The sequence below is a fragment of the Pseudomonas alkylphenolica genome, assembly GCF_000746525.1.
GTDB classification, from domain to species: Bacteria; Pseudomonadota; Gammaproteobacteria; order Pseudomonadales; family Pseudomonadaceae; genus Aquipseudomonas; species Aquipseudomonas alkylphenolica.
Genome location: NZ_CP009048.1, coordinates 4,385,842 through 4,409,811, shown reverse-complemented (window position 1 = coordinate 4,409,811; position 23,970 = coordinate 4,385,842). Strand labels below are relative to the sequence as shown.

Annotated in this window: 21 protein-coding genes and 1 tRNA gene; 12 read left to right on the top strand and 10 right to left on the bottom strand. The window is 59.0% G+C overall.

The window, feature by feature from the left end:
- Positions 1-5 precede the first annotated feature (5 nt).
- The gene (locus PSAKL28_RS20185; protein WP_038613835.1) at positions 6-1,364 is read right to left on the bottom strand and encodes a glutamine synthetase family protein; all 1,359 of its coding nucleotides are present in this window, start codon (positions 1,362-1,364) and stop codon (positions 6-8) included.
- A gap of 173 nt (positions 1,365-1,537) precedes the next feature.
- Between PSAKL28_RS20185 and PSAKL28_RS20180 the strand changes: the two genes are divergently transcribed.
- The 4 genes from PSAKL28_RS20180 (at position 1,538) to nadA (ending at position 6,259) form a co-directional block, all read left to right on the top strand.
- Entirely contained in the window at positions 1,538-2,449 is a 912-nt protein-coding gene (locus PSAKL28_RS20180; RefSeq protein WP_038613832.1) for a helix-turn-helix domain-containing protein, read from the top strand.
- A 92-nt stretch (positions 2,450-2,541) separates the two neighbouring features.
- Positions 2,542-3,411, top strand: a complete 870-nt coding sequence (locus PSAKL28_RS20175) for an oxaloacetate decarboxylase (protein ID WP_038613830.1) — start codon at positions 2,542-2,544, stop codon at positions 3,409-3,411.
- Between the two features lie 52 nt (positions 3,412-3,463).
- Complete coding sequence (locus tag PSAKL28_RS20170; RefSeq protein ID WP_038613828.1) at positions 3,464-4,963, top strand: YdgA family protein; 1,500 nt, start codon at positions 3,464-3,466, stop codon at positions 4,961-4,963.
- 237 nt (positions 4,964-5,200) lie between these two features.
- Complete coding sequence (gene nadA, locus PSAKL28_RS20165) at positions 5,201-6,259, top strand: quinolinate synthase NadA (protein ID WP_038613826.1); 1,059 nt, start codon at positions 5,201-5,203, stop codon at positions 6,257-6,259.
- A 72-nt stretch (positions 6,260-6,331) separates the two neighbouring features.
- On the opposite strand, the gene PSAKL28_RS20160 is transcribed toward nadA, so the two are convergent.
- Positions 6,332-7,765 (bottom strand): M48 family metalloprotease, encoded by a 1,434-nt coding sequence (locus tag PSAKL28_RS20160; RefSeq protein WP_038613823.1) that lies wholly within the window; start codon positions 7,763-7,765, stop codon positions 6,332-6,334.
- A 108-nt stretch (positions 7,766-7,873) separates the two neighbouring features.
- Here PSAKL28_RS20160 and PSAKL28_RS20155 point away from each other — a divergent pair, with 108 nt between their 5' ends.
- Complete coding sequence (locus PSAKL28_RS20155; RefSeq protein ID WP_038613820.1) at positions 7,874-8,113, top strand: sulfurtransferase TusA family protein; 240 nt, start codon at positions 7,874-7,876, stop codon at positions 8,111-8,113.
- Between the two features lie 24 nt (positions 8,114-8,137).
- Positions 8,138-9,208, top strand: a complete 1,071-nt coding sequence (locus PSAKL28_RS20150; protein ID WP_038613818.1) for an AI-2E family transporter — start codon at positions 8,138-8,140, stop codon at positions 9,206-9,208.
- 76 nt (positions 9,209-9,284) lie between these two features.
- Here PSAKL28_RS20150 and PSAKL28_RS20145 read toward each other — a convergent pair whose 3' ends face one another.
- Complete coding sequence (locus tag PSAKL28_RS20145; protein WP_038613815.1) at positions 9,285-9,758, bottom strand: peroxiredoxin; 474 nt, start codon at positions 9,756-9,758, stop codon at positions 9,285-9,287.
- A gap of 11 nt (positions 9,759-9,769) precedes the next feature.
- Positions 9,770-10,330, bottom strand: a complete 561-nt coding sequence (locus PSAKL28_RS20140) for a glycine cleavage system transcriptional repressor (protein WP_038613813.1) — start codon at positions 10,328-10,330, stop codon at positions 9,770-9,772.
- A gap of 260 nt (positions 10,331-10,590) precedes the next feature.
- On the opposite strand from PSAKL28_RS20140, the gene dapA reads away from it, so the two are divergent.
- From dapA to PSAKL28_RS20115, 5 genes are all read left to right on the top strand, one after another.
- The gene (gene dapA / locus PSAKL28_RS20135) at positions 10,591-11,478 is read left to right on the top strand and encodes a 4-hydroxy-tetrahydrodipicolinate synthase (RefSeq protein WP_038613811.1); all 888 of its coding nucleotides are present in this window, start codon (positions 10,591-10,593) and stop codon (positions 11,476-11,478) included.
- A 17-nt stretch (positions 11,479-11,495) separates the two neighbouring features.
- Positions 11,496-12,611 carry an NlpB/DapX family lipoprotein gene (bamC, locus tag PSAKL28_RS20130; RefSeq protein ID WP_038613808.1) on the top strand — a complete coding sequence of 372 codons (1,116 nt, stop codon included), beginning with the start codon at positions 11,496-11,498 and terminating at the stop codon, positions 12,609-12,611.
- Entirely contained in the window at positions 12,612-13,370 is a 759-nt protein-coding gene (locus PSAKL28_RS20125; protein WP_038613806.1) for an MBL fold metallo-hydrolase, read from the top strand.
- 29 nt (positions 13,371-13,399) lie between these two features.
- A complete protein-coding gene (gene purC / locus PSAKL28_RS20120; RefSeq protein ID WP_038613804.1) occupies positions 13,400-14,110 on the top strand; it encodes a phosphoribosylaminoimidazolesuccinocarboxamide synthase in 711 nt (236 codons plus the stop codon).
- Positions 14,111-14,203: 93 nt separating this feature from the next.
- Positions 14,204-14,293 (top strand) — tRNA-Ser (locus PSAKL28_RS20115).
- Positions 14,294-14,443: 150 nt separating this feature from the next.
- Here PSAKL28_RS20115 and PSAKL28_RS20110 read toward each other — a convergent pair.
- The 4 genes from PSAKL28_RS20110 to PSAKL28_RS20095 form a co-directional block, all read right to left on the bottom strand.
- Positions 14,444-15,439 carry a fimbrial protein gene (locus PSAKL28_RS20110; RefSeq protein WP_038613801.1) on the bottom strand — a complete coding sequence of 332 codons (996 nt, stop codon included), beginning with the start codon at positions 15,437-15,439 and terminating at the stop codon, positions 14,444-14,446.
- A gap of 38 nt (positions 15,440-15,477) precedes the next feature.
- Positions 15,478-17,967, bottom strand: a complete 2,490-nt coding sequence (locus PSAKL28_RS20105; RefSeq protein WP_051939494.1) for a fimbria/pilus outer membrane usher protein — start codon at positions 17,965-17,967, stop codon at positions 15,478-15,480.
- Positions 17,968-18,080: 113 nt separating this feature from the next.
- The gene (locus PSAKL28_RS20100) at positions 18,081-18,803 is read right to left on the bottom strand and encodes a fimbrial biogenesis chaperone (protein ID WP_038613796.1); all 723 of its coding nucleotides are present in this window, start codon (positions 18,801-18,803) and stop codon (positions 18,081-18,083) included.
- Positions 18,804-18,860: 57 nt separating this feature from the next.
- Positions 18,861-19,433, bottom strand: a complete 573-nt coding sequence (locus PSAKL28_RS20095; protein WP_051939493.1) for a fimbrial protein — start codon at positions 19,431-19,433, stop codon at positions 18,861-18,863.
- 326 nt (positions 19,434-19,759) lie between these two features.
- Here PSAKL28_RS20095 and PSAKL28_RS27770 point away from each other — a divergent pair, with 326 nt between their 5' ends.
- Entirely contained in the window at positions 19,760-19,978 is a 219-nt protein-coding gene (locus PSAKL28_RS27770) for a hypothetical protein (RefSeq protein ID WP_157687058.1), read from the top strand.
- 9 nt (positions 19,979-19,987) lie between these two features.
- On the opposite strand, the gene PSAKL28_RS20090 is transcribed toward PSAKL28_RS27770, so the two are convergent.
- Together PSAKL28_RS20090 and PSAKL28_RS20085 are read right to left on the bottom strand one after the other, a co-directional pair.
- Positions 19,988-20,635, bottom strand: a complete 648-nt coding sequence (locus tag PSAKL28_RS20090; RefSeq protein WP_038613791.1) for a response regulator — start codon at positions 20,633-20,635, stop codon at positions 19,988-19,990.
- A 58-nt stretch (positions 20,636-20,693) separates the two neighbouring features.
- A complete protein-coding gene (locus tag PSAKL28_RS20085) occupies positions 20,694-23,915 on the bottom strand; it encodes a hybrid sensor histidine kinase/response regulator (protein WP_038613789.1) in 3,222 nt (1,073 codons plus the stop codon).
- Positions 23,916-23,970 lie beyond the last annotated feature (55 nt).

Sequence of the window (23,970 nt, the reverse complement as noted above, 5' to 3'; positions counted from 1 at the left end):
ACGGCTCAGACGCTGAGCAGCAAGAACTCCCGCTCCCACGAACTGATCACGCGCTTGAAGTTTTCATGTTCGGCGCGCTTGACCGCGACATAGCCACGCACGAACTTGCTGCCCAGGTGTTGCTCGACACTCGGGCAGTCTTCCATGTTGGCCAGGGCGTCTTCGATGGTGATCGGCAGGCGCAGGTTGCGCCGCTCATAGGCGCGGCCCTGCACCGGAGCGCTGGGGTTGATCTTCTCGACCATGCCCAGGTAGCCGCACAGCAGGCTCGCGGCAATCGCCAGGTAAGGGTTGGCGTCGGCGCCCGGCAGGCGGTTTTCCACACGCATGGCGTCGGGGCTCGAGGTCGGCACACGCAGGCCCACGGTGCGGTTCTCTTCACCCCACTCGACGTTCACCGGTGCCGAAGTATCGGGCAGGAAGCGGCGGAACGAGTTGACGTTGGGGGCGAACATCGGCAACACCTTGGGGATGTACTTCTGCAGGCCGCCGATGTGCTGCAGGAACAGCTCGCTCATCTGCCCGTCTTCGTTGACGAAGATCGGTTTGCCGGTGGCGATGTCGATCACGCTCTGGTGCAGGTGCATGGCGCTGCCGGGCTCGTCGCCCACCGGCTTGGCCATGAAGGTGGCGGTGACATTGTGCTTGAGCGCCGCCTCACGCATGGTGCGCTTGAACACGGTGATCTGGTCGGCCAGATCCAGAGCGTCGCCGTGACGGAAGTTGATCTCCATCTGCGCCGGGCCGTCTTCGTGGATCAGTGTGTCGAGGTCCAGGCCCTGGGCTTCGCACCAGTCGTAGACGTCTTCGAACAGCGGGTCGAATTCGTTGGCGGCATCGATGGAGAACGACTGGCGACCGCTTTCGGCGCGGCCCGAACGGCCCAGTGGCGCCTGCAGCGGCAAGTCGGGGTCTTCGCAGCGCTGCGTAAGATAGAACTCCATCTCGGGCGCGACGATCGGCTGCCAGCCCTTGTCGGCGTACAGCTTGAGTACTTTTTTCAGGACGTTGCGCGGCGACAGTTCGATCGGGTTGCCCTGCTTGTCGAAGGTGTCGTGGATGACGATGGCGGTCGGCTCGATGGCCCATGGCACCACGTATACCGCGGCTGAGTCCGGGCGGCAGACCATGTCGATGTCGGCCGGGTCAAGCAGGTCGTAGTAGATGTCGTCGTCGACGAAATCCCCGGTTACCGTTTGCAACAACACACTTTCCGGCAGGCGCATGCCTCGCTCATGCAGGAACTTGTTGGTGGGTGCGATTTTGCCGCGGGCGATCCCGGTCAGGTCACTGACCACGCACTCGACTTCGGTAATCTTGTGTTCTTTCAGCCACGCAGACAGCTGATCGAAAGGGGCATTCATAAAGACCTCGTTATTGGTTTTATTCCGCGCCAGGACCAGCGATCAAGGCCGGTATGCCGTCTGGACGACTTCCCCTGCAGCGCGTTGAGGTCTATCTTGGGTGAGCCTTGAACATCCATCTATCCACTTTTCGCAGGATAAAATGCACCAAAAGAGTGCATAAAGAGCCGCTCATGACAACGGAAAGTCCGTTTCAGGTACAAGCTTTCAGCACCGCCGACGTCGGCGAACAAGTGCGTGCCACACCCAGCTGGACCCAGCATTATCAGCAGATGTCGCCCGGACATTTCGCCGGTCAAGTGCGTTGCCTGGACCTGCAGGGCGTGGAGATCTACGAAGAATTCATGAACACCCGGGTCGAGCAGAATTTCAGTGCGCCGCCGGGTGCCCTGGCGTTTTGTTTCGATCGCACCGACAACACCCTGTACCTGCTCAACGGCGAGAGCCGCAACATCTGGATCACCCCGGAGAACTACCAGGAAGTGGCGGTGGTGTTCGGCCCCGAGTTCGTTCAGCGTCACAGCCTGGACATCGCCCGTCTCGAAGGGCTGTTCATGGCGCCGCTCAATTCGGGGCAGAACGCGCTGTTCGGGCGCTGGTTGAGCAGCACCTTGACGCGTTTGGGCCAGGAGAGCGACCTGCCGAACCGTGAAGCGCTGGCCGAGCAACTGCTTGAAGATTGCCTGTTCATTCTCGACAACGCCTGTGTCCGCCTGGATCGCGGCGCGCTGTGGCGGCGTACCGAGGAGCGCACGATCATGCGCCGGGTCGGCGAGTGGGCTGCCGATTGTCCGGAAGAGACCCTCAACCTGCTGGAACTGGCGCAGGTCGCCGGGGTGTCGTTGCGTCAGCTGCAGCAGGCCTTCAAGGCCTTTACCGGCATGACCCCGGCGCACTGGCTGCGCTTGCGCCGCCTGAACAGTGCGCGCCGCGAACTGCTGGGCGCGCGGGCGGGTGGCAGTACCGTGGCCGAAGTGGCGATGCATTGGTCGTTCTGGCACCTGGGACGGTTCTCCAGCAGCTACCAGCAATTGTTCAAGGAATTGCCCAGCGAAACGCTGAAACGAGCACAACAGCGCACTTGAGCTGCGAAACGCCGCGTATCTGACTCTGTCGGCGAGAGGGCCTGCAGTGGTATGTTCTGTCGAATAAATGAAGTCGATAGATTGGAAAGACCATGCCAAGAGCCTCCCACCAAGACCTGCGTCGCGCGTTTCGTCAACTCCTTGCTTCCCCTGCCTGTTACCACACGGCTTCCGTGTTTGACCCGATGTCGGCGCGTATCGCCGCCGACCTGGGTTTCGAGGTAGGTATTCTCGGTGGTTCGGTCGCTTCCCTGCAGGTGCTGGCTGCACCTGATTTTGCCCTGATCACCCTCAGCGAGTTCGCCGAGCAGGCCACGCGTATTGGCCGGGTGGCGCAATTGCCGGTGATTGCCGACGCCGACCACGGCTACGGCAACGCCTTGAACGTCATGCGTACCGTCACTGAGCTTGAGCGTGCCGGCATCGCTGCGCTGACGATTGAAGACACCCTGCTGCCTGCCCAGTTCGGACGCAAGTCCACCGACCTGATCAGCATTGCCGAGGGCGTTGGCAAGATCCGTGCGGCCCTGGAGGCGCGCGTCGATCCGGAGCTGTCGATCATCGCCCGGACCAACGCCGCGTTGATCCCGGTCGAAGAAGTGATTGCCCGCACCGTGGCTTATCAGAATGCCGGCGCCGACGCGCTGTGCATGGTCGGCATCCGCGATTTCGAACACCTCGAACAGATCGCCAAACACCTCAGCGTACCGTTGATGCTGGTGACCTACGGCAACCCGCAACTGCACGATGATGCACGCCTGGCGCAACTGGGTGTGCGCATTGCCGTAGACGGCCACGGCGCTTACTTTGCCGCGATCAAGGCGACCTACGACTGCCTGCGTGAGCAACGGCGGATCACCAGCAGCGCCTCGGATCTGAGCGCTACCGAGCTGACCCATACCTACACCGTTCCTGGCGACTACATCGTCTGGGCCCGTGAGTTCATGGACGTCAACGAATAGGCCACAGGCCTTGCTGCAACAACCCTCAACAAATGGACAAGCGGAACAATTCATGAAGAAGACAGTGGGTGTACTTTCAGGCCTGGTAGTTGCCGTGGCTGCAGTCTGCACGGCCGGCGCCTGGTACACCGGCAAGCAATTGCCTGAAGTGCTTGAACAGGCCATGGCGCAAGCCAATGTTCAGCTCAAGCAATCGTCGGGCTTGAGCGGCAAAGTGACCCTGGAGCTGGCATCGCTGGAATCACACCTGTTCTCCAGCACCGCGCGTTACCGGGTCAAGGTCACCGAGCTCAAGGGCGCTGACGGGGCGGAGAGTTTCGAGCTGGGCTTTGTCGATCATATCGAGCACGGCCCGTTGCCCTGGAGCCGGGTCAAGGCGTTCAAACTCATGCCAGTGATGGCGGCCAGTAACTACGCCCTGGAAAAGGACGCTTTCACTGCCGAGTGGTTCGCCGCTAGCGCTGAGGTGCCACCGGTATACGGACAGAACAGCCTGGGCTACGACGGCTCGACAGACGGCACGCTGATCATGCCGCCGATGCAAGTGACCGAGGTGGGTGGGGCCACGACCAAGTTTTCCGGTCTGGCGATTCAGGCCAGCGGCACGCGCGATGGCGAGCAGATCAAATTCAGTGGTGCTGCGCCGAGCTTCAGCCTGAACCATGATGATGAGCAAAGCGGGCGCTTGAAGCTGGAGCTGAAGAACCTGAGCCTGGTCGGTGACTTGAAAAAGACGCCCTATGGTTTCTATGTCGGCCGCACCGACATGATGCTTGATCAGCTCAGTGTGAGCGGGGGCGAAGAGCAGAAAGTTTTGTTGCTCAAGCAACTGGAGCAGAACAGCGAGTCCCGGGCGGATGGCGATCAGTTTGGCGGCAGCATCGTCTACAAGGTTGGCGACATCAATTTTGACGGCCAGCCAGTGGGTTCCAGTGCAATGGTCTGGAACCTGAAGAACATTGATATGCCATCCATGCAGACCCTGATTGCCTGGTACCAGAGCCGTCTGCCGGAGTTCGAGGCCGCCGCAGCGCAAGGTCAGGTTTTGCCGACCTTGCCGATGACCGAGGCGGAAAAGGCCGAGGTCAGCGCCAGCGTCCAGCAACTACTGGCCGCGAAGCCGCAGATTGCCCTGGAGGATTTTTCGTTCAAGACTGCCAATGGCGAAAGCCACTTCAAGCTGAGTGTCGATCTGGGCAAGCCGTCTTCGCTGGAGCTGCCATCGGCTGAGCTGTACAAGCAGATGATCACCCAGGTGCAAAGTACGCTGCAGTTGTCCAAGCCGATGATTGGCGACCTGGCTGCCCTGCAGGCCCGTCTGCAGGGCCAGAGCGATGCGCAGGTACTTGCCCAGCAAGCGTCGCAAACCGGGGAGATGGTCGGCATGATGGCGGTGCAGAGCCAGATGGCCACGGTGCAGGGCAACGATATCCTCGCCAATCTGCACTATGCCGACGGTATGGTCGACTTCAACGGCCAGAAAATGACCGTCGAGCAGTTCGCCAGCCTGATCATGGCCAACCTCGGTGCCATGCACCCGGCCGAGGGGTGATGTCTGGCCCCGGGGCGGCAAGTCAGTCGTTCCGGGGCTTGTTTCACTAAAAAAACCTTTTGAATTCATCCGATTATCTGTAGCCTTCGGCATCCCATAAAAACCCGAGGCCGCAGAAGGTCTTTGGTTCTGCCCGCTGCGCCGTTCAGCGCCTCGCATGCAGAGCCGGTAACCGATTTGCCAGGGCTCGGTGATACACTCGACTTACGCGCACAAGCGCCTGCAGGTCCAGCGATCATGACCCAGATTTCCGAACGCCTTTTGGTCCAAGCCCACCTCGATGCCAAGCAGCCCAAGCCGCTGACGCCCGAGCAAGAGGCCGACTACCGCGCCGCCATCGCCGCCGAACTCAAGGCGCAGAACGCGGTGCTGGTTGCCCATTACTACTGTGATCCGGTGATCCAGGCCCTGGCCGAGGAAACCGGTGGATGCGTATCCGACTCACTGGAAATGGCCCGCTTCGGCAACAAGCATCAAGCCAGCACGGTGATCGTCGCCGGCGTGCGCTTCATGGGCGAGACGGCAAAAATCCTCAACCCGGAAAAGCGCGTACTGATGCCGACCCTGGAAGCGACCTGTTCGCTTGATCTGGGTTGCCCGGTCGAAGAGTTTTCGGCGTTCTGCGACAAACACCCGGAGCGCACTGTGGTGGTCTATGCCAATACCTCGGCGGCGGTCAAAGCCCGTGCCGACTGGGTGGTGACCTCCAGCTGCGCGCTGGAAATCGTCGAGAGCCTGATGGACAACGGCGAAACCATCATCTGGGGCCCGGACCAGCACCTGGGCCGCTATATCCAGAAACAGACCGGCGCTGACATGCTGCTCTGGGATGGCGCCTGCATCGTCCATGAAGAGTTCAAGTCGCGGCAGCTGGCCGATATGAAGGCTTTGTACCCTGATGCCGCGATTCTGGTGCACCCGGAGTCGCCGGAGGCGGTGATTGATCTGGCAGATGCTGTCGGTTCCACCAGCCAACTGATTGCTGCGGCGCAAACGCTGCCGAACAAGACCTTCATCGTCGCGACCGACCGCGGCATCTTCTACAAGATGCAGCAGCTGTGCCCGGACAAGGTCTTCATCGAGGCCCCAACGGCCGGTAACGGCGCGGCCTGCCGTAGCTGCGCGCACTGCCCGTGGATGGCCATGAACACCCTGGAGCGCACCCTGCAGTGCCTGCGTGAGGGTAGCAACGAGATCTTCGTCGAGCCTGCGCTGATTCCCCAGGCGATCAAGCCGCTCAAGCGCATGCTCGATTTTACCCAGGCGGCGCGGATGAAGTTGTCCGGTAACGCTTGAGGAATCCCGAATCGCGGGGCAAGCCCGCTCCCACGGTGGGAGCGGGCTTGCCCCGCGATGCATTTCAAATCATTAGCGCATCATGTCCTTGACCATCCGCTGCTGCTCCAGCAACTCACGCTGACGCGCATCGATCTTCGACGCCAGCACGAAGTTGTTGCCGGCCCGCTGCTTGGCGTAGTCGAGCTGTTGCAGCGCCTGATCGAAGTCGCCGACCAGGGCAAAGTACTCGGCACGCGCCTGGTGCAAGCCGATGGTATTGCCGGACAAGCCGCGAACCTCAGCGACGTCATACCAGACATCCGGATCTTCCGGACGATTCTTGAGCAGCGCATCCAGGGCTTTTTCCGCTTCTGCCGGGCGGTTCTGCTTGAGCAGCAGGTCGATCCGCGCCTGCTGTAGCGGGTAGTTCGCCGGGTACAGCGTACGCATGCGCTCAACCCGCTGCTGGGCATCGGCCAGGCGATTGTTGGTAACGTCCAGGTCGATCTGCGCCAGGTTGTAGGTGACGTCGTTGGGTGCCTTGTCCAGCAAGGGCTTGAGCGCATCCCGTGCCTCGTTGAGGCGGCCACCTTTGATCAGCGCCAGGGCCAGGCCGTAGCGGGCCGAGTCGAGCTTCGGGTTCTCATCCAGCTGGGCGCGGAAGCGCTTGGCGGCAAGGCCAGGGGTCTCTTCGAATTGCAGTTGAACGCGGGCGCGGATCAGCTGATAACGCTGGCTGTCTTCTGTACCGCCCTTAGGCGCTTGTTCGGCGCGGTTGCGGGTGTCGGCGATACGCGATTCGGTAACCGGGTGAGTCAGGAGAAATTCCGGCGGCTTGGCATCGTAGCGATACTGACGCATCAGACGCTCGAACATGCTTGGCATGTTGCGCGGATCGTAGCCGGCTTTTTCCAGGTTCTGGATACCGATACGGTCGGCTTCCTGTTCGTTTTGCCGGGAGAAGCGCCGCTGCTCCTGAATGGCTGCGGCCTGGGTACCGGCAATCGCGGCGATACCGGCATCGCCGGCACCGGCGGCGGCAGCAACGATGCCGACCAGCAGCGCCCCCATCATCGGCAACTGCATACGCTGCTGAGCCTCGACACCGCGGGCAAAGTGGCGTTGCGACAAGTGCGCAAGTTCGTGGGCCAGTACCGAGGCATATTCGCCTTCAGTCTTGGCATTGAGGAACAAACCGCCGTTGACCCCGACAATTCCGCCGGGGGCGGCAAAGGCGTTGAGTTGAGGGCTGTTGATGAGGATAAATTCCAGGCGCCGGTCCTGCAGCTGGCTGGTTTCGGCCAGGCGGTAGACGCTGGTTTCGACATAGTCCTTGAGCTGGGGATCGTTCAGTTGATTGACATTGCCCCGCAGCAGGCTCAGCCAGGCGCGGCCCAGCTGATGTTCCTGTTGCGGGGAAACAATGGCAGAACTGGCGTCGCCAAGTGACGGCAGGTCGTCGGCATGGCTGGGGAGCGCCGTCAAACAGGCCAGCGTCAGCAGGGTAGGGCGCAGAAAATTCATGCACGAAGCTCTGGTCGACAAAGAGCCTTACTGTAGCTGGCTCACACGTTGGCGACCAGTGGCGGTATTCTACGAGGCTTGACTGATTCTGCCTGCCTGGAGCAACCGATGAGCGATACCCCGACGTATGACGCTGAACTCGACGCCTGCGGCCTGAACTGCCCGCTGCCGCTGCTCAAGGCGAAGATGGCGCTCAATCGCCTGGCCAGTGGCGCGGTACTCAAGGTGATCGCCACCGATGCCGGGTCGCAGCGCGATTTTCGCACTTTTGCCAAATTGGCCGGTCATACGCTGCTGCTCGAAACAGCCGAGGCAGGTGTGTACACCTACTGGTTGCAGAAAGCCTGAGTTTTTCTCCCCTAAGGATCGTCAATGTTCAAAGTGCTTCGCGACTGGATGCAACGCTACTTCTCGGATGAAGAGGCGGTGGTTTTGGCGGTCTTGCTGGTTCTGGCCTTCACCGCAGTTCTGACCCTGGGCGGTATGCTTGCTCCGGTGCTTGCCGGTATGGTCCTTGCGTTTCTGATGCAGGGGCTGGTCAACGCCCTGGAACGTTTGCGGGTGCCGACCCGCTATGCCGTCGGCCTGGTCTTTACCCTGTTCATGGGCGCCCTGGCGGTGTTCCTGCTGGTCCTGGTGCCGTTGCTCTGGCATCAGCTGATCACCCTGTTCAACGAGCTGCCGGGCATGCTGGGCAAGTGGCAATCGCTATTGCTGCTGTTGCCTGAGCGTTATCCGCACCTGGTCTCCGATGAGCAGGTGCTGCGCGCGATCGAAGCCATGCGCGGGGAGATCGGCAAGTTCGGACAGTGGGCGTTGACCTTCTCGCTCTCCAGCCTGCCGCTGCTGGTCAACATCATGATCTACCTGGTGCTGGTGCCGATCCTGGTGTTCTTCTTCCTCAAGGACCGCGAGCTGATTGCCCGTTGGGTCAGCGGTTACCTGCCGCGTGAGCGGGCGTTGATGACCCGGGTGGCCGAGGAAATGAACCGGCAGATTGCCAACTACATTCGCGGCAAAGGCATCGAGATCCTGATCTGCGGTGTGGCGACCTACATCGCCTTCATTGCCCTGGGACTCAACTATGCGGCGCTGCTGGCGTTGCTGGTGGGTTTGTCGGTGGTGGTGCCGTATGTCGGCGCAGTGGTGGTGACGGTGCCGGTCACCCTGATCGCGCTGTTCCAGTGGGGCTGGGGCGATCAGTTCATCTACCTGATGGCGGTGTACGCAATCATCCAGGCGCTGGATGGCAACGTACTGGTGCCGTTGCTGTTCTCTGAGGCGGTAAGCCTGCACCCGGTGGCGATCATCTGCGCGGTGTTGCTGTTTGGTGGGCTGTGGGGGTTCTGGGGGATATTCTTCGCGATTCCGCTGGCGACCCTGTTCAAGGCGGTGCTTGATGCCTGGCCGCGGCAGGAGCCCATAGTCGCGCCGTTGTTGTGAAAGCATCGCGGGGCAAGCCCGCTCCCACAGGGTTACAGATGATCCCTGTGGGAGCGGGCTTGCCCCGCGATAGGCCTCAGGCCTTGCTCAGCGCCTGCGCTTCAGCCAGCACCGCATCCACATGCCCCGGCACTTTCACGCCACGCCACGCTTTGCGCAGCACACCGTTCTTGTCGATCAGGAACGTGCTGCGATCAACGCCCATGTATTCCTTGCCATAAAGCTTCTTCAGCTTGATCACGTCGAACAGCTGGCACAGGGCTTCGTCCTTGTCGCTGATCAGCTCGAACGGGAATGCCTGCTTGGCCTTGAAGTTTTCGTGAGACTTGATGCCGTCCCGCGAAACGCCGAAAACCACGGTGTTGGCCGCTTCGAAGGCGTCATGCTGGTCACGGAAACCCTGACCTTCAGTGGTGCAGCCCGGGGTGCTGTCCTTGGGATAGAAGTACAGCACCACTTGCTTGCCCTTCAGATCAGCCAGGCTGACGCTTTGGCCGCTGGTGGCCTGGGCCTGGAAATCGGCGACGGGTTGGTCGAGTTCAACGGCCATGGAAAGCTTCCTTACAGTGGGTTCTGTGGGCGCCAGGGTTCGATCAGCGCATCCAGGTTCAGGGCATCGGAGAAGTCCAGGAACTGGTCACGCAACCAGCTGATCTGGGTGCCGGCCGGCAGGGTCACGGTGAACGTGGCGTTGAGCATGGTGCCGCCGGTCTGAGGCGCCTGGTAGGTGTCGCAGGTGAGGTTTTCCAGCTCGACATGGTGGTCGATGAAAAACTGGCACAGCTCGTTGATGATGTCCGGGCGATAGGCGGCGCTGACATAGGCGACATACGGCAGGGCCAGCGGGCGCACTTCGAGCTCGGCGCTACGCACCACATTCACGGTGAAGGTGTGCTTCTTGGCCAGGCCCGGCAGGGCTGCCTCGAAACGCGCCAGCGCGTCCCAGCTGCCGGCAACCTGCAGAACCAGTGCACTGCACTCGCCGTGGCGGGTCAGGCGCGAGGTCACGACCGAGCAGCGATTGTCGTTGCTGGCCCGGCACAGGATGTTGGTCAGTTCCATGGGATTGGCGCCCAGAGCACTGATGACAAGGAATTGTTCGCGAACGGTGGGGGTGGACATGCAGCATTCCTAAAGCGATGAGCGGTCGGTACCTGACGGGTCAGAATGGCGGGAGGGCGTGGTCCCGGGGCTCAGGATCGAGGCTTTGGGCACTGCCTGCGCAGGTTGTCGGCAGCCCGGCGGGCCGCTGTGTACCGATCAAAGAGAGAAGGGTAGCGAAAATGGCCGCCGAGGGGAATGCTCCAGCCGCCTGCTTCGCTTGTGCAAGGCCGATAGCGCCAGTACCATTACCGCTCTCTTTTTCCGGCAGGAGCAGTTTCATGATTGCGGGCAGTATGGTGGCATTGGTCACACCCATGGATGCACAAGGGCGTCTTGATTGGGACAGCCTCGACAAACTTGTAGACTTCCACCTGGAAAACGGCACCCATGCGATCGTTGCAGTCGGCACCACCGGTGAGTCCGCGACCCTGGATGTCGAAGAGCACATTCTGGTTATCAAGCACGTGGTCGAGCGCGTCAAGCACAGCAAGCACCCTATTCCGGTGATCGCCGGCACCGGCGCGAACTCCACCGCTGAAGCCGTGCACCTGACCCGCAACGCCAAGAACGCTGGCGCCGACGCCTGCCTGCTGGTGGTGCCGTACTACAACAAGCCGACCCAGGAAGGCCTGTACCAGCACTTCAAGCACATTGCCGAATCCGTCGACATCCCGCAGATTCTCTACAACGTTCCTGGCCGCACCTCCTGCGACATGCAGGCCGAGACCGTGATCCGTCTGTCGAGCGTGCCGAACATCATCGGTATCAAGGAAGCCACCGGCGACCTGAAACGCGCCAAGGCCATCCTTGACGGCGTGAGCAAGGACTTCATCGTGCTGTCCGGCGATGATCCGACCGCGGTCGAGCTGATCCTGCTGGGCGGCAAAGGCAACATCTCGGTTACCGCCAACGTCGCCCCGCGCGAAATGGCTGATCTGTGCGAAGCCGCCCTTGCGGGCAATGCCGAGAAGGCTCGCGCGATCAACGAAAAACTCATGCCTTTGCACAAGGACCTGTTCATCGAAGCCAACCCGATTCCGGTGAAGTGGGCTTTGGTTGAAATGGGCCTGATGCACAAAGGCATCCGCCTGCCGCTGACCTGGCTGAGCGAATCCTGTCACGATACGGTACGCCAGGCCATGCGCCAGTGCGGCCTGCAGTTTTAATTGAGGACGTACACCGCATGAAGCGATTGGCTGGTCTTTCCGCCCTTGCCTTGATCATTTCCAGCACCAGTGGTTGTGGCTGGCTCTGGGGCGAAGAGGGTTACTTCCGTGACCGTGGCAGCGATTATCTGGAGGCCACGCAGAAGGCGCCGATGCAGATGCCGCCGGACATTAGCAGCGCCAAGCGGCTTGATCCGCTGCTGCCGATCCCGCGTAACGTCGCCGACGACAACGTCAAGGGCGAGTTCGAGGTGCCGCGTCCACAGCCATTGAGCGCGGCTGCCGACATCAGCGATTTCAGCCTGCAGAAGAGCGGCAGTTCCCGTTGGGTCCTGGCCCAGCGCGCCCCGGCCGAAGTCTGGCCGGTGGCCCGGCAGTTCTTTGAAGACAACGGCTTCCGTATCGCCGAAGAGCGCCCGCAGACCGGTGAGTTCAACACCACCTGGCAGCGTTTTGACGAGCTCTCCGGCGCCATGGCCAGCCGTCTGGCCAGTGCCTCGAGCAGCCGCGACAACGAAGTGCGTGCGCGTATCCGCATTGAGCCGGGCGTGCAGCGCAACACCAGTGAGGTCTACATCGTCAGCGTCGAGCGTCCGGCTGGCAGCACTGCCGAGCCTGGTTTCCCGGCCCGTTCGGAAAACACCGGGGTCGATGCCATGCTGGTCGACGAAATGCTCGCCAGCATGACCCGCAGCGCCGAGAAGGGCGGTTCGGTGTCGTTGCTCGCCGCGCGTGATTTCGATGCGCCAAGCCGTGTCAGCCTCAGCGAAGACGGTAGCGGCAACCCGGTACTGAACCTGGGGGCCGACCTCGATCGCGCCTGGTCCAGTGTTGGCCGTGCCCTGGAACAGGGCGAATGGCGGGTTGAAGACATCAACCGCAGCCTGGGCCTGTACTACATCAACCTGGCGGAAAAGGCCGAGGCCAAGGACCAGGAGCCGGGCTTCTTCGGCAAGCTGTTCGGCAGCGCGCCGAGCAAGGAAGAGCGTGAAGCCCGTGCCGAGCGTTACCAGGTGCGCCTGAGCAAGGTTGGCGACAGCGTCCAGGTTACCGTCGAGAAGAACATCAACACCGTGGCCCCGGCTGACGTCGCCCGCCGCGTGCTGAGCGTGATTCAGGACAACCTGGGTTAAGTGCGCTTCGCCGTACTTGGAAGTGGAAGCCAGGGAAATGGCACGCTGATCGCCAGTGACAACACCCTTGTCCTGGTCGATTGCGGCTTTTCCCTGCGTGAAACCGAGCGGCGCCTGGCGCTGCTCGGCGTTTCTGCCCAGCAATTGAGTGCTGTGCTGGTCACCCACGAACATGCCGACCACGTGCATGGGGTCGGTTTGCTGGCGCGGCGCTACAATGTACCGGTCTACCTCAGCCGCGGCACCTTGCGCGGCATGCGCAAACCGGTCGAGGCGGCGGGATTCCTGGCGGCAAACGAGACACTGCAGATCGGCGCCTTGAGCATCCGCGCCGTGGGCGTGACCCACGACGCGCTGGAGCCGTTGCAGTATGTGTTTGACGACGGCAGCCGGCGTTTCGGCGTGCTGACCGACCTGGGCTCCTACGACACAGCCCTGCTGGAAAGTTACCAGGGCCTGGATGCCTTGCTGATCGAGGCCAACCACTGTCGCGACCTGCTCGGACGCGGGCCTTACCCGATGTTTCTCAAACAGCGGGTGGGTGGCGACTACGGACATTTGAACAACCACCAGGCCGCGCGCCTGGTGTCGGAGCTGGACTGGCAGAACCTGCAGCATCTGGTGCTGGCCCATCTCAGTAGCAAGAACAACCAGCCACAGCTGGCCCGGCAATGTTTCGTCGACACCCTCGGGTGCGACCCGGACTGGCTGCAAGTGGCCAACCAGGATTGCGGGCTCGACTGGCGCGAAATCGCCTAGCCCATCTTATTTAGCAAGCGGAGCCCATCATGGAAAAACGTGAAGAACTCTACCGCGGCAAAGCCAAGTCGGTTTACAAAACCGACGACGCTGACCGCTTGATCCTGCTGTTTCGCAACGACACCTCGGCGTTCGACGGCAAGCGTATCGAACAGCTCGACCGCAAGGGCATGGTGAACAACAAGTTCAACGCCTTCATCATGCAGAAGCTTGAAGAAGCCGGCATCCCTACCCAGTTCGACAAACTGCTGGGCGACAACGAGTGCCTGGTCAAGAAGCTCGACATGATCCCGGTTGAATGCGTCGTGCGTAACTACGCCGCCGGCAGCCTGGTCAAACGCCTGGGCGTGGAAGAGGGCATCAAGCTCGAGCCTTCGACCTTCGAACTGTTCCTCAAGAACGACGAGAAGGGCGATCCGTTCATCAACGAATCCCACGTTGTCGCCTTCGGCTGGGGCACCGCCGAGCAGTTGGTGAAGATGAAAGCCCTGTCGCTCAAGGTCAACGAAGTGCTGAACAAGCTGTTCGACGACGCCGGCCTCTTGCTGGTCGACTTCAAGCTGGAATTCGGCGTATTCCACGGCGAGATCGTCCTGGGTGACGAGTTCAGCCCGGATGGCTGCCGCCTGTGGGACAAAGAAACCCGCAAGAAGATGGACAAGGACCGCTTCCGCCAGGGTCTGGGCGACGTTATCGAAGCCTACGAAGAAGTTGCCAAACGCCTGGGCGTGCCGCTGTAAGCGGCAAGTTCACGCAAGCGCCTGATACCACGCGAATTTTTTTCGCAAACAGGCTTTGCCTTTAGGCAAACTGCTGGTATCATGCGCGCCACTGGAGAGATGCCGGAGTGGCCGAACGGGACGGATTCGAAATCCGTTGTACTGGCGACAGTACCTAGGGTTCAAATCCCTATCTCTCCGCCATATACGAAAACCCCGCAGATTTAGGTCTGCGGGGTTTTTTCGTTCCAGGGCGTACTATTCAGATCTACTACTCTCGCACTCCTGCTGTGTTGGCTGAGTGAAGCAGTTCACTCAGCCCGAACCTGAAGCGCAGCGCCATCCTGTGGCTGATCAGTTGTAGTCAAGCACGTAGGTCATGGTTGCATCTCCCCGACCTGGTTTGAGCGGGCCACTGTTGCTAGGAACATACTGGGCCGCGCCTGAGAATTGGTAGACTTCTGCTGTAGGTTCGCTGCGTAGCCACTTTAGGTCGACAGCCTTGGCCTTGTTGAAGGGTAACTTTGCCCCCTCAGGTGTGGTGAGTGCGATTTGCACGCCTTTGGCTACACCTGGCTGTCCGGCTCCAGAGAGGTTCAGTTGGCCTTCGGCCGGAGAGTCCCCCTCGAAATGGACTTTCACCGGTATTGGTGTGCTGGGCTTGGAACCACGGCAACGAACCTCGAAAGTAAACGTTTTCTTCGGTGCGGCATTGGCACTAATTTGTGTAATCTGTTGTTTTCCCATTGATACATCAAGGTTCGGCGTCTGTGACTCGCAACTGCTAAAGTAGACTTCGTTGATCAGTTCGGTAGACTTGGCGGTAGGCTCGAAGGATACCGGATTCGGCAGTATGCCCGGAATTATATGCTCTACACGAAAGTCAGTGGTCACCTGCCCTGATGATCCAAGTGCGATGCCTGTTCGTATATATTCAACCTTTATGTGCGATGGGAACACAACGTTCCCTGGCACAACGGGGCCGGTAGTTTTTTCTGAAGGTGGGGTAAAGTGCAATTGATTGTTAGCCCATCCGGTTATACGGATACCGACACCCTCAATGTTCGTCTTATACACATTTTGGATACCTGAGGGCTCTCGCCCCCGGGAGTCCAAGGTGGTTTTAATTGATGAGCGATAGTTGCAAGAGGCAGTAGTATATTTTGCAGCTTTCGATTCAAAGCTGGCGAGCACACCACCAACCGGAGCTGTCTGCATCACAAGTTTCGCAGGGACATGAATAGAATAGAACGGTTGAGGATTATCATTTTCCGCGGTGCAATCTGCCCACACCGATCCACTTGTCATCAGCCCCAAAATCCCGGTCACCCGCCCGACCCATCTACGCATTTCAATAACCTCGTAGCTTTAAATATTTACTGTTCTAATTAAGTGCGGCAGAGCAGTTCGAAGCGCTCATAGGCCCGTTCCCTGTGCGCAGCGGGCAATTGATACTCAGCCTTGCAGGCGCCGGTGCTCCAACGCAGCTCCAGTGTTCCTTGATCATCAATGCCGAAGACCAGAAGTCTGGACAGGTTGTCGACGATGTCCAGCGCTTTGCCCTGGGCGTCATGGGCCTGGGCGCCAAACGGAATTCGCTGGCCGCTGTCCAGCTTCAGGTCAAATTGCACGCGCCGACCTTGCTCGGAGGCGTAGCGTGCCTTGACGATGGCGCCACGAGTCGGCACGAGCATGACCGTGCTCTCGCTCACTTCGGTGTTGCTGTCCAGCGTAGCGGTATCTAGATTGATCCAGTTGTATCGATAGGGCTGTACGTAGGGCACCACGGCGTAGCCTTTGCGGTTGGTGCGGATGGAGGCCGAACTGTCCACGCCGACTCCTGAGACGTCAGGCACCTCGATCAACGCAAAGGTTTCCCCCAGCGGTTGGCCGAAGGTGATGCCATCTCGGTGCACCACTACAGATCCACCGGCACTCAGGTCCATGTGTTTGTTGTCGCGACTCTGGTTGTAGTTGCCATTGATCCGCGAAGTAGGGGTGTCCCATCCCAAGCCGATGCCACTGGAGTTGCCGCTCTGCTTGCTGTGCCCGGCCTGTACGGAATAGCTGAGCGTATTGCGCTCATTCAGATAGCCGGAAACACCACTTTGCACACTGGAGTCACCATGCTGTGAGGCAAGGGCATTGGCATACACTCGATGCGTCCGGGCACTACGTCCCAGTGGAATGCTCAGTGATGCGGTGAGCTGAGTATCCGAATTCGAGCCGCCAGAGCTTTCGGTCCGAGCGATAGCGATGCTGTAACTGGCATCGGCCAGGCTGCTGCTGTAGCCGAACTGCCAGTTGCGCGTGCGGCCCTGGCGGTTCCAGTAGCTGGCCTCGCCCAGAGTGGCGTACATCGAGCCGCGTTGTCCCAGTGATTGGTTGATATTCATGTCTACCCGGCTTTTTTGCCGACTGGACGATTGTTGGTTCAGGTAGGTAAGGTCATCGACGTGCTGGCTGAAGGTTCGATAGCCAGCGGTTGAGTAGCGGTAACCGACCATGGTGAAGCTTGTATCGGTTGCGTTGAAGGTTTTGGAGTAGAGAAACCGCGCGCTCTGGCCTTCATCGGTTTTACCCTGCAAGGCTTTTGAGTGACTGTTGGTGATATCGAAGGAAAAGCCGCCAATCCCGGAGTTGACGCCGACCCCGACGTTTGCAGCTTTGTAATCCTGCGCTGTTAACCCACCGCCATACATTGTCAGGTTGTTCGATAGTCCATACACCAGTGTGCCCTGGGTGAATGTTGGCGATGGCTGGCCGTCATAGGTGTACTTACCGGCAGCCAGGCTGTAACGGAAGTTCCCTTGACGCGTCATTACCGGCAAGTAGGAGTAGGCCTGTGTGTATTCTCTCTCCAGCCCGTCGGCCTCGATGATCCTGATGGTCAGATCACCGTTGGAGCCACTGGGGTAGATGTCGGAAATTTCAAAGGCTCCTGGTGGCACGCTCGTAGAGTAGATCACATAGCCGTTTTGCCGTACCTCAATGGTCGCGTTAGTTTCTGCGATGCCACGCACCACAGGCGCATAGCCGATCTCGTTATCCGGTAACATGCCGACGTCGGAACTGATCTGGGCGCCGCGAAATCGCACGCTATCGAAGATCTCGCCCTGGCTGTAGAGCTCACCAACGGCGAACTTGCCCTTGAGACTCAACAGGTCGTGCTCGGCATAGCTGCGGTTGCTACGAAAGGTGCTCTTGGTGCCGGTGCTGCCAGTCAGCGCAGACTCGTTACGCAAACGCCAGCCCGCGAAGTTGAAACCATTGCGCAGGCCAAGGTAGCGGTAGTCGCTACGGTTGCCGCTCATCTCGTTTCGGCTGAAATTGGCCTGGTAATCGCTATAGAAGGCGGTAAGCCCCTGGTCCCATAGGGAAGGGTCGACATAGCCGCGCACCTGACGCTTGACGTAAATCTGCGGCACGCTGATTTCCAGGGCCAGGCGAGTTACCTCGAACTCCACGGTTGCGCCCTTGATCAACGTGACCACATCGACGATCTGCGAATTGTCGGCGGTCGGCGGAATAACGCCGTCTTTCTCCAAGCGCTGGATATCGACCCCTAACTCTTCTAGCAGTGCCAGTCGAATGATCGGCTTTACCTTGCCAGTGCTGCTGTCGAGGATGAAGTTGATATCCTGACGTTTAGACAGCGATTGGTTTAAATAGATGTCAACATTGTAGGTGCCCGGTTGCACCGTATTGCCGTTTTCAAAATATTTGAGGTCAATCGAAGTGCCTGCTTTGTTCAAGAACAGTTCGTTGAATTGTACCTCTGTTGCTGCTGCCTGTGCTGTAACGCCCAAGCTTATGACGCACGAAACTCCGGGAAGGAGGGCGGAGTTAACTTTTCTAACTTTCGTTAAAGTTGGCATGTGCCCACCCGTCAGCCTGACTTCTGAACGTTACAGAAGCCAAGCTTGTTATTAATAAACTGTCTGGACTTTGCCTGCACTTAGTTCCTGCCCGAAGGGGCGTTCGGAACGTGCTAGTGGCTCAACTTGCTTGAGTGAGTGTCATGGCCGCCGTAATCATTAATGCTGTTGAATTCTACGGTCGTGGACTTGAGCATTTTACCGGCGGGCAGTCCTTGCACGTTGAAGACTTGCGTCTTGCCCGGGGCAATCATGCCGACGGAGACGGGGTAGGTCGCAGAGCCGCTGTGCAGCGTGACGCTTGCGAATGAAACGTGGAACACCGTAGGGTTGCGTACTTCAACGGCTGCTTTGCCTGACTGCTCGACCAGGCGCCAATGGAGTTGTTGCGGGGCTTCATCGGGTTTGCCCACTAGGCCGGCAGGCCGATAGAACAGTTTCAGTCGCTGGCGTACCGCAATTTGCAGGCTGTTGTCGTCTTTGGACTTTTGCGGGATTTCCTGAACATTCAGCCGGAACAGCGACTCCTTATCGCCTGGCAAATGTTTGCCGGAATAAAAGATTCGCAACAGCTGCTGTTTATTACCTCCCAGACGACTGAGCGCCGGCGTTACCACGAATGGCACATTTTGCGTGCCATCTTTGGCGTCGGGCTCGATCCAGGACTGGATCATGATGTCTTGCGCGCCCTGGTTCATCACCATGATGGAGGCTTCCTTGCTAGGCTCGGTATACAGCACCCGCGTTCCGCCCAGCATGATTCCCGCATCGGCCAGCGAGGTGAAGCAGGTCAGCGCCCCGGCCAGTGCCACTTTTGCAAACATCAGTGTTTTCATCGACAACTCTGTAGATAGCTAAGGGGTGTAACTACCCCCCTCTGTTACTCGACGGGATTATTCGTAGCTCAGGGTGAACGGCAGGGTACCGATGGCAGTACCTGGCTTGACCGTCCAGCCATTGGCCACATAGACCGCACGCAGACTCAGTTTGGCTTTGTAGCCAGCTGTCGCATCGCCCGAGATCGCGCCTCTGATACTTTCGTTCGACGACAGGTTCAGTAGCCTGTTGGCAGTGTTATAGATGCCGATGCCAACGCCGGTAGCGGTGCCGGTGGTTCTCAGCAGGTTGGGGTTCTTGCCGTCGATGCCCGAACCGCTACTCGGGTCGAATTGCATGGTCACTGCGGTCACGTCGGCAGCGGTCGTGCCACAATCGAGGTTGAGGTTGACAGCCTGGCCTGCCGTGATTCCGCCACCGGCTACTCCCTTGATCGAGTTGGAGCTGATTTTGCCGAGCTTGACATCAATAACCTGATCTCCGGCCGCGCCAGTAACACTAGTGCCTGCGCCAGCACTGATGCTGCAGGATGCTGCGATAATTTCACCTGTGAAGTTCACGGTACCGTCGGCTGCGACGGCGGTGCTGGTAATAAAGCCTGTGGTCGTGATGGCCAGGAATGCTTTAATAGATTTATGTACGGTTTTAACTCCTTATTACAAGTTTGAAAGTAAATATTCTGTCTTGTTGAAATAAAATGGCTTTCGAGCTTGGGGCGTTCAAGCGGTTGGTGTTTAAAATGAAGGGCTTGCCGGTCGAACGACCGGGGTTAATGCTTTCGGCGGTACGCCTTTAGTTAATCGAAGCCAGAGAAGGTTTTTTCATATGATGTCCAATGCTGTTGGTCGGGTATGAGTTTCATGGAAACTTCAGCGAGCAATAACGGCTATGGCTAATTGCGGACATCAGACGATTCTTAATGTGGGCGCTTTCGTTAAGGCGAGATCATGAGAATATGTCGAAAGCGTTGTATTTCAGGCAAGGTTCAAGGCAAGCACGCCAACTTCTAGCAGCTCAGGTTGCAGTTGGCGTTGAGGTTGCGGTAATTGCTCGTAACGCCTGCCGAGACGGGGCTCTCGGCGGCGCTTATGTCCATGGTGATCATGTGATCGACGTTGGTGTTATCAACGGAGCAGGCATAGTTGTTGATGACGTCGGTAAAGGCTATTTCTGAATGGAACGTTCAGTTAAAAATGCTACGCTCCAGGCAATAGGTCAACAAATCCTGATCACTGCTGACTTCAAGTTTGCGCATGGCTGATATTTTTTGTGCGCTGATAGTCTTTGCACTTCTACTCTGGCTGCGTGCAATATCGCTTACACTTTTTCCGGCAACAAACAATCGCAATATTTCAAACTCTTTCGGCGATAGGCTGGCCACACGTTCATCAATAGCTGTGTTGGAATCAATTACCGATGTTTTCGCTGGCTCCAGACTTTGATAGGTGCTTTGACGGGCGATGGCATTGAGTGCCAGTTCGATTTCCGTATGTAGTTGATTCTTCTGAATGACGCCAACGACTCCCAGCTCCTGCAGGCGGGTAAGAATCAGGTGGTTGGAAATCATCGTCAAGATCAGAATCTGGACATGGGGATAATGACGTTTCAGGTAGTCGACCAGTTTGAGTCCATCACCATAGGGTGAGTCTGCCGGCATGTTGTAGTCGGAGATAACGATGTCGACTGGTTGCTGTTCGAGCAGCTCGATCAGGCCCTTCGAACAAACTGCCTCGCCAACCACGCAAAAGCGTGGGTCGCGCTCGACCAGCTCGCGTACACCGAGAAGGACGATGGGGTGATCGTCTGCGATGATGACCTTGAGTTTTTCCATTAATACAGCCTGTTATACCGGTGCGAGGTGGATGTCCGTACGGGGTGGCTTGTTGATTTTACTCGAGGGTACTCAATATTGTCGCAAGACGTTTCAGTGCCCGCTGTACTTTCTGAGTAAGGGCGGCATCGAGTTTTGTGTTGTGCAGTTGATACTCCAGGTCGATGCAGTGGTTGGCCAGGCTGCTGGCCTGAACTGCGCCGAGCGCGCCGGCCATGCTATGCAGGCGCTCGACGATGGTTCTGGCGTCTTGTTGTTCCAGGGCGCTGCGGATGAGCGTGATGTCCTGTTGCATGGTTTTGACGAACAATGGCCGCATTGCAGGGGACAGTTTTACCCTGTCGCTGGACGTTGCGGCAGGCGAAGCGCTCGGCTTTTCAGCCTCGTTACGTGACGGACCGCTGCGTAGCATCGGTTTGCACAGCTTGGTCAGGTGTACCCGCAAGGTTTGCAGGCTCAGGGGTTTGACGATCCAGGCATTCATACCCACTTCCATGCAACGTAAGCCTTCTTCGCGCATCGCGTTGGCAGTAACGCCGATGATCGGCAACTGGCTGCCGTTAGCACGCAGTGCCTTGGCCAGCTCATAACCGTTCATGACCGGCATATTGACGTCGGTGAGTACCAGGTCGAAGACCTCCGGTTGCCACAGGTGCAAGGCCTGTTCGCCGTTGCTCACGACCACGGCACTGCACCCCAGTGCTTCGAGCTGCTCCTTGAGGATGGCCTGGTTGATCGGGTTGTCTTCGGCTACGAGGATATGCAATTGCAGGCTCACGCTTCGCGAGGCGCAGTGTTCACTGGCTTGCCTGGAAACACCTTGGCGGGCCAGCGCTACGGCCTGAGCTACCGCGCGCATGTCGTGCATGTCGACCTCCCAGTGGCCATCAAGGTATTCGGCAGGATTGCCTCCACCGCTGATACAGCAGACCCGTGGTCCGCGCCAGGGCAACTCTGGGGTGTTGGCAAGCACTTCGATCAGCAGCGCCTCTGGGTTGGCAGGTGCCAGTGGAGGGGCTGTCGGGGTCGCGGCGATGCCCAGGCGCTCAAGCCAGTCGCAGTAATTCTGCGCCAGCTCCAGTAGGGGGGCGCGTACGTACACTGGTGTCGGGTCGTGCTCGATGGCGGGGCAGTCAGGCAATTCGCCGGGGATCACCGACAACTCCATCTTCAGCGAAAAGCTGCTGCCCAGCCCTGGCTCGCTGACCACCTTCAACTGCCCGCCCATCAACTCGCTAAGCCACCAGCAGATCGGCAAGCCTAACCCCGCACCGCCTTCACTGGAGGCATCCTTGACCTGATAGAACAACTCGAACAGCTTGGCCTGCTGCGCTTCGCTGATACCGATGCCGGTATCGGTGACCTGCCATTCGAGGCTGACCTTACCCTGCGCATGCTCCAGCACGCGGGTACGCAACACCACCCGGCCGGTGTCGGTGAACTTGATCGCGTTGCTCAACAGGTTATTGAGGATCTGGCGAATCCGCATGGGATCGCCGAGTACCTTGTCGGGCAGCGCGGCATCCGTGCAGGCATAAAGCTGCAAGCCCTTGCGCTCGGCGAAGGCGGCATAGGTATGCAGAGTGTCTTCGAGCATGTCCAGCGGGCAGAATTCGACCGGCTCGATAGCCATCTGCCCGGACTCGATCTTGGAGACATCCAGCACATCGCTGATCAATTGGAACAGGATCGCGGAGGAGCGCTGGATGGTGTTCAGGTAGGCCTGCTGGCGTGGTTCCAGATCGGTCAGGCCAAGCAGCTCCAGGGTCCCCAGCACCCCGTACAACGGGGTGCGGATTTCATGGCTCATGGTAGCCAGGAACAGGGTTTTGGCTTCGTTGGCGGCATCGGCGGCGCGCCGTGCCTGTTCCAGGGCGTGGGCATCCTCGATATGCCGGGTGACGTCGTTGAAGGCGTACAGCCGTACGTCCTGGCCCTGATAACGGGTAGCGACGAAGCCGACCTGCAGGTGACGGCCATCGATCTCCAAGTCGTGTTCTCCGGTATGAGCGTCGTCTTGCTGTTGATCGAGGGCTTTGATCAGTGCGGTGGTGCCTTGCCATTGCTGGGCTCGCTGGTTTTCCACCAGTATCTGCTGGTCCGCGCGGCGCACCACGCACAATCCGGTCGGCGCGGTGTCGATCACCACGCGGCTGAATGCCTCGCTCTCGGCGATGCTTTCGTGGGCCTGGCGAGCAGGGAGGATGACCTGTTTCTTGTACCAACGGCTGGCCAGCCAGCCCAGGCCGATGATCGCCAGGAACGCAAGCAGCAAACTGGTCAGTGACCAGAATGCATAGCGGAAGAAACTCTTGAAACTGAGGGTGTAGATGGCTGCCCAGCCGGGACCATCGTGGTTGACCAGCTTGAACACCAGCCCTTCGGGCTTAAGGTTGACGCCCTCGTGCAGGCGCGATTCGGGGTGCTGGATGCCAATCAGCACTTCACCGGCCGGAGCAATCAGGGTGAAACGGTCATACACCAACCAGTCCATGATGCGTTCAAAGTCGTTTATCTGTGCCAGGTCGAGCAATGAGGCCACCGTAAGGCGAGCGTCGGCCCCCTTGGCCTGTAGCCGGTCAGCGTTGAGCTGGAGGCTGACATACGCCAGCAACCGCGCAGGTGTCGAGCGGTCGGGCACCTCGACATAGCTTTGCCAGTCGATCCCGTTGTTCATCAGGTAGTGGCTGTCTTGCGGTGTGCGAGCACGGACGGTCTTGACCACGTCAATGAAACGTTCGTTACCGCTCAATATCTTGCTACGCCCGCGTCCAGCTGCGGGCACGGTAATATCGTAGCTGTCGTGTGGACCGAACAGAAACACTTGCGGGGACGGGTAGTGCGAGGCTGACCAGAACGTACTGTACAAGCCAGCCAGGTTTGCCCCCAGACCAAGAACCTTCGCTTGTTCGCGGGCAGCGAGGTTGTACTTATCGAGTTTGACGCTGAAGGGCATCGAGAACGCAAACGCCTGCCCTTGATAAATATTCGGCCCCTCATTGGGTAGAGGGGCGAGCGCATGTACCTGAGGGCCGCCATCGTTGAGCAATTGTTTCTGCTCGATCAGCGTTTGTAGAAAGGCTTCCTGCTCCTGGATGTTTTCCAGCAGGCGGGCAAAGTGAAAGCGTACGGTGTCATGGTTTTCTTCGATCAGGCGCTGGAACGACCAAAAACTGGTGCCGACCAGCAACAACACCAGTCCCAGCAGAATCATCATCCCCGTGTTCAGGCGCAACGAACTGCGGGTAAGGTTTTCCAGTGGGGCGTTGTCTTTGTTCATGAACAGTGTCCGCAGAGCCGAAAAATATCGATATCTGACGAATTTTACCTCTGAT

Coding starts and splice junctions, on each gene's coding strand:
- PSAKL28_RS20110 (WP_038613801.1), bottom strand. CDS start 15,439: ATGCGTAGATGGGTCGGGCGGGTGACCGGGATTTTGGGGCTGATGACA.
- purC (WP_038613804.1), top strand. CDS start 13,400: ATGGAAAAACGTGAAGAACTCTACCGCGGCAAAGCCAAGTCGGTTTAC.
- PSAKL28_RS20150 (WP_038613818.1), top strand. CDS start 8,138: ATGTTCAAAGTGCTTCGCGACTGGATGCAACGCTACTTCTCGGATGAA.
- PSAKL28_RS20170 (WP_038613828.1), top strand. CDS start 3,464: ATGAAGAAGACAGTGGGTGTACTTTCAGGCCTGGTAGTTGCCGTGGCT.
- PSAKL28_RS20155 (WP_038613820.1), top strand. CDS start 7,874: ATGAGCGATACCCCGACGTATGACGCTGAACTCGACGCCTGCGGCCTG.
- PSAKL28_RS20090 (WP_038613791.1), bottom strand. CDS start 20,635: ATGGAAAAACTCAAGGTCATCATCGCAGACGATCACCCCATCGTCCTT.
- PSAKL28_RS20175 (WP_038613830.1), top strand. CDS start 2,542: ATGCCAAGAGCCTCCCACCAAGACCTGCGTCGCGCGTTTCGTCAACTC.
- PSAKL28_RS20185 (WP_038613835.1), bottom strand. CDS start 1,364: ATGAATGCCCCTTTCGATCAGCTGTCTGCGTGGCTGAAAGAACACAAG.
- PSAKL28_RS20105 (WP_051939494.1), bottom strand. CDS start 17,967: ATGCCAACTTTAACGAAAGTTAGAAAAGTTAACTCCGCCCTCCTTCCC.
- PSAKL28_RS20085 (WP_038613789.1), bottom strand. CDS start 23,915: ATGAACAAAGACAACGCCCCACTGGAAAACCTTACCCGCAGTTCGTTG.
- PSAKL28_RS20180 (WP_038613832.1), top strand. CDS start 1,538: ATGACAACGGAAAGTCCGTTTCAGGTACAAGCTTTCAGCACCGCCGAC.
- dapA (WP_038613811.1), top strand. CDS start 10,591: ATGATTGCGGGCAGTATGGTGGCATTGGTCACACCCATGGATGCACAA.
- PSAKL28_RS20140 (WP_038613813.1), bottom strand. CDS start 10,330: ATGTCCACCCCCACCGTTCGCGAACAATTCCTTGTCATCAGTGCTCTG.
- PSAKL28_RS20145 (WP_038613815.1), bottom strand. CDS start 9,758: ATGGCCGTTGAACTCGACCAACCCGTCGCCGATTTCCAGGCCCAGGCC.
- PSAKL28_RS20160 (WP_038613823.1), bottom strand. CDS start 7,765: ATGAATTTTCTGCGCCCTACCCTGCTGACGCTGGCCTGTTTGACGGCG.
- bamC (WP_038613808.1), top strand. CDS start 11,496: ATGAAGCGATTGGCTGGTCTTTCCGCCCTTGCCTTGATCATTTCCAGC.
- PSAKL28_RS20100 (WP_038613796.1), bottom strand. CDS start 18,803: ATGAAAACACTGATGTTTGCAAAAGTGGCACTGGCCGGGGCGCTGACC.
- nadA (WP_038613826.1), top strand. CDS start 5,201: ATGACCCAGATTTCCGAACGCCTTTTGGTCCAAGCCCACCTCGATGCC.
- PSAKL28_RS27770 (WP_157687058.1), top strand. CDS start 19,760: ATGTCGAAAGCGTTGTATTTCAGGCAAGGTTCAAGGCAAGCACGCCAA.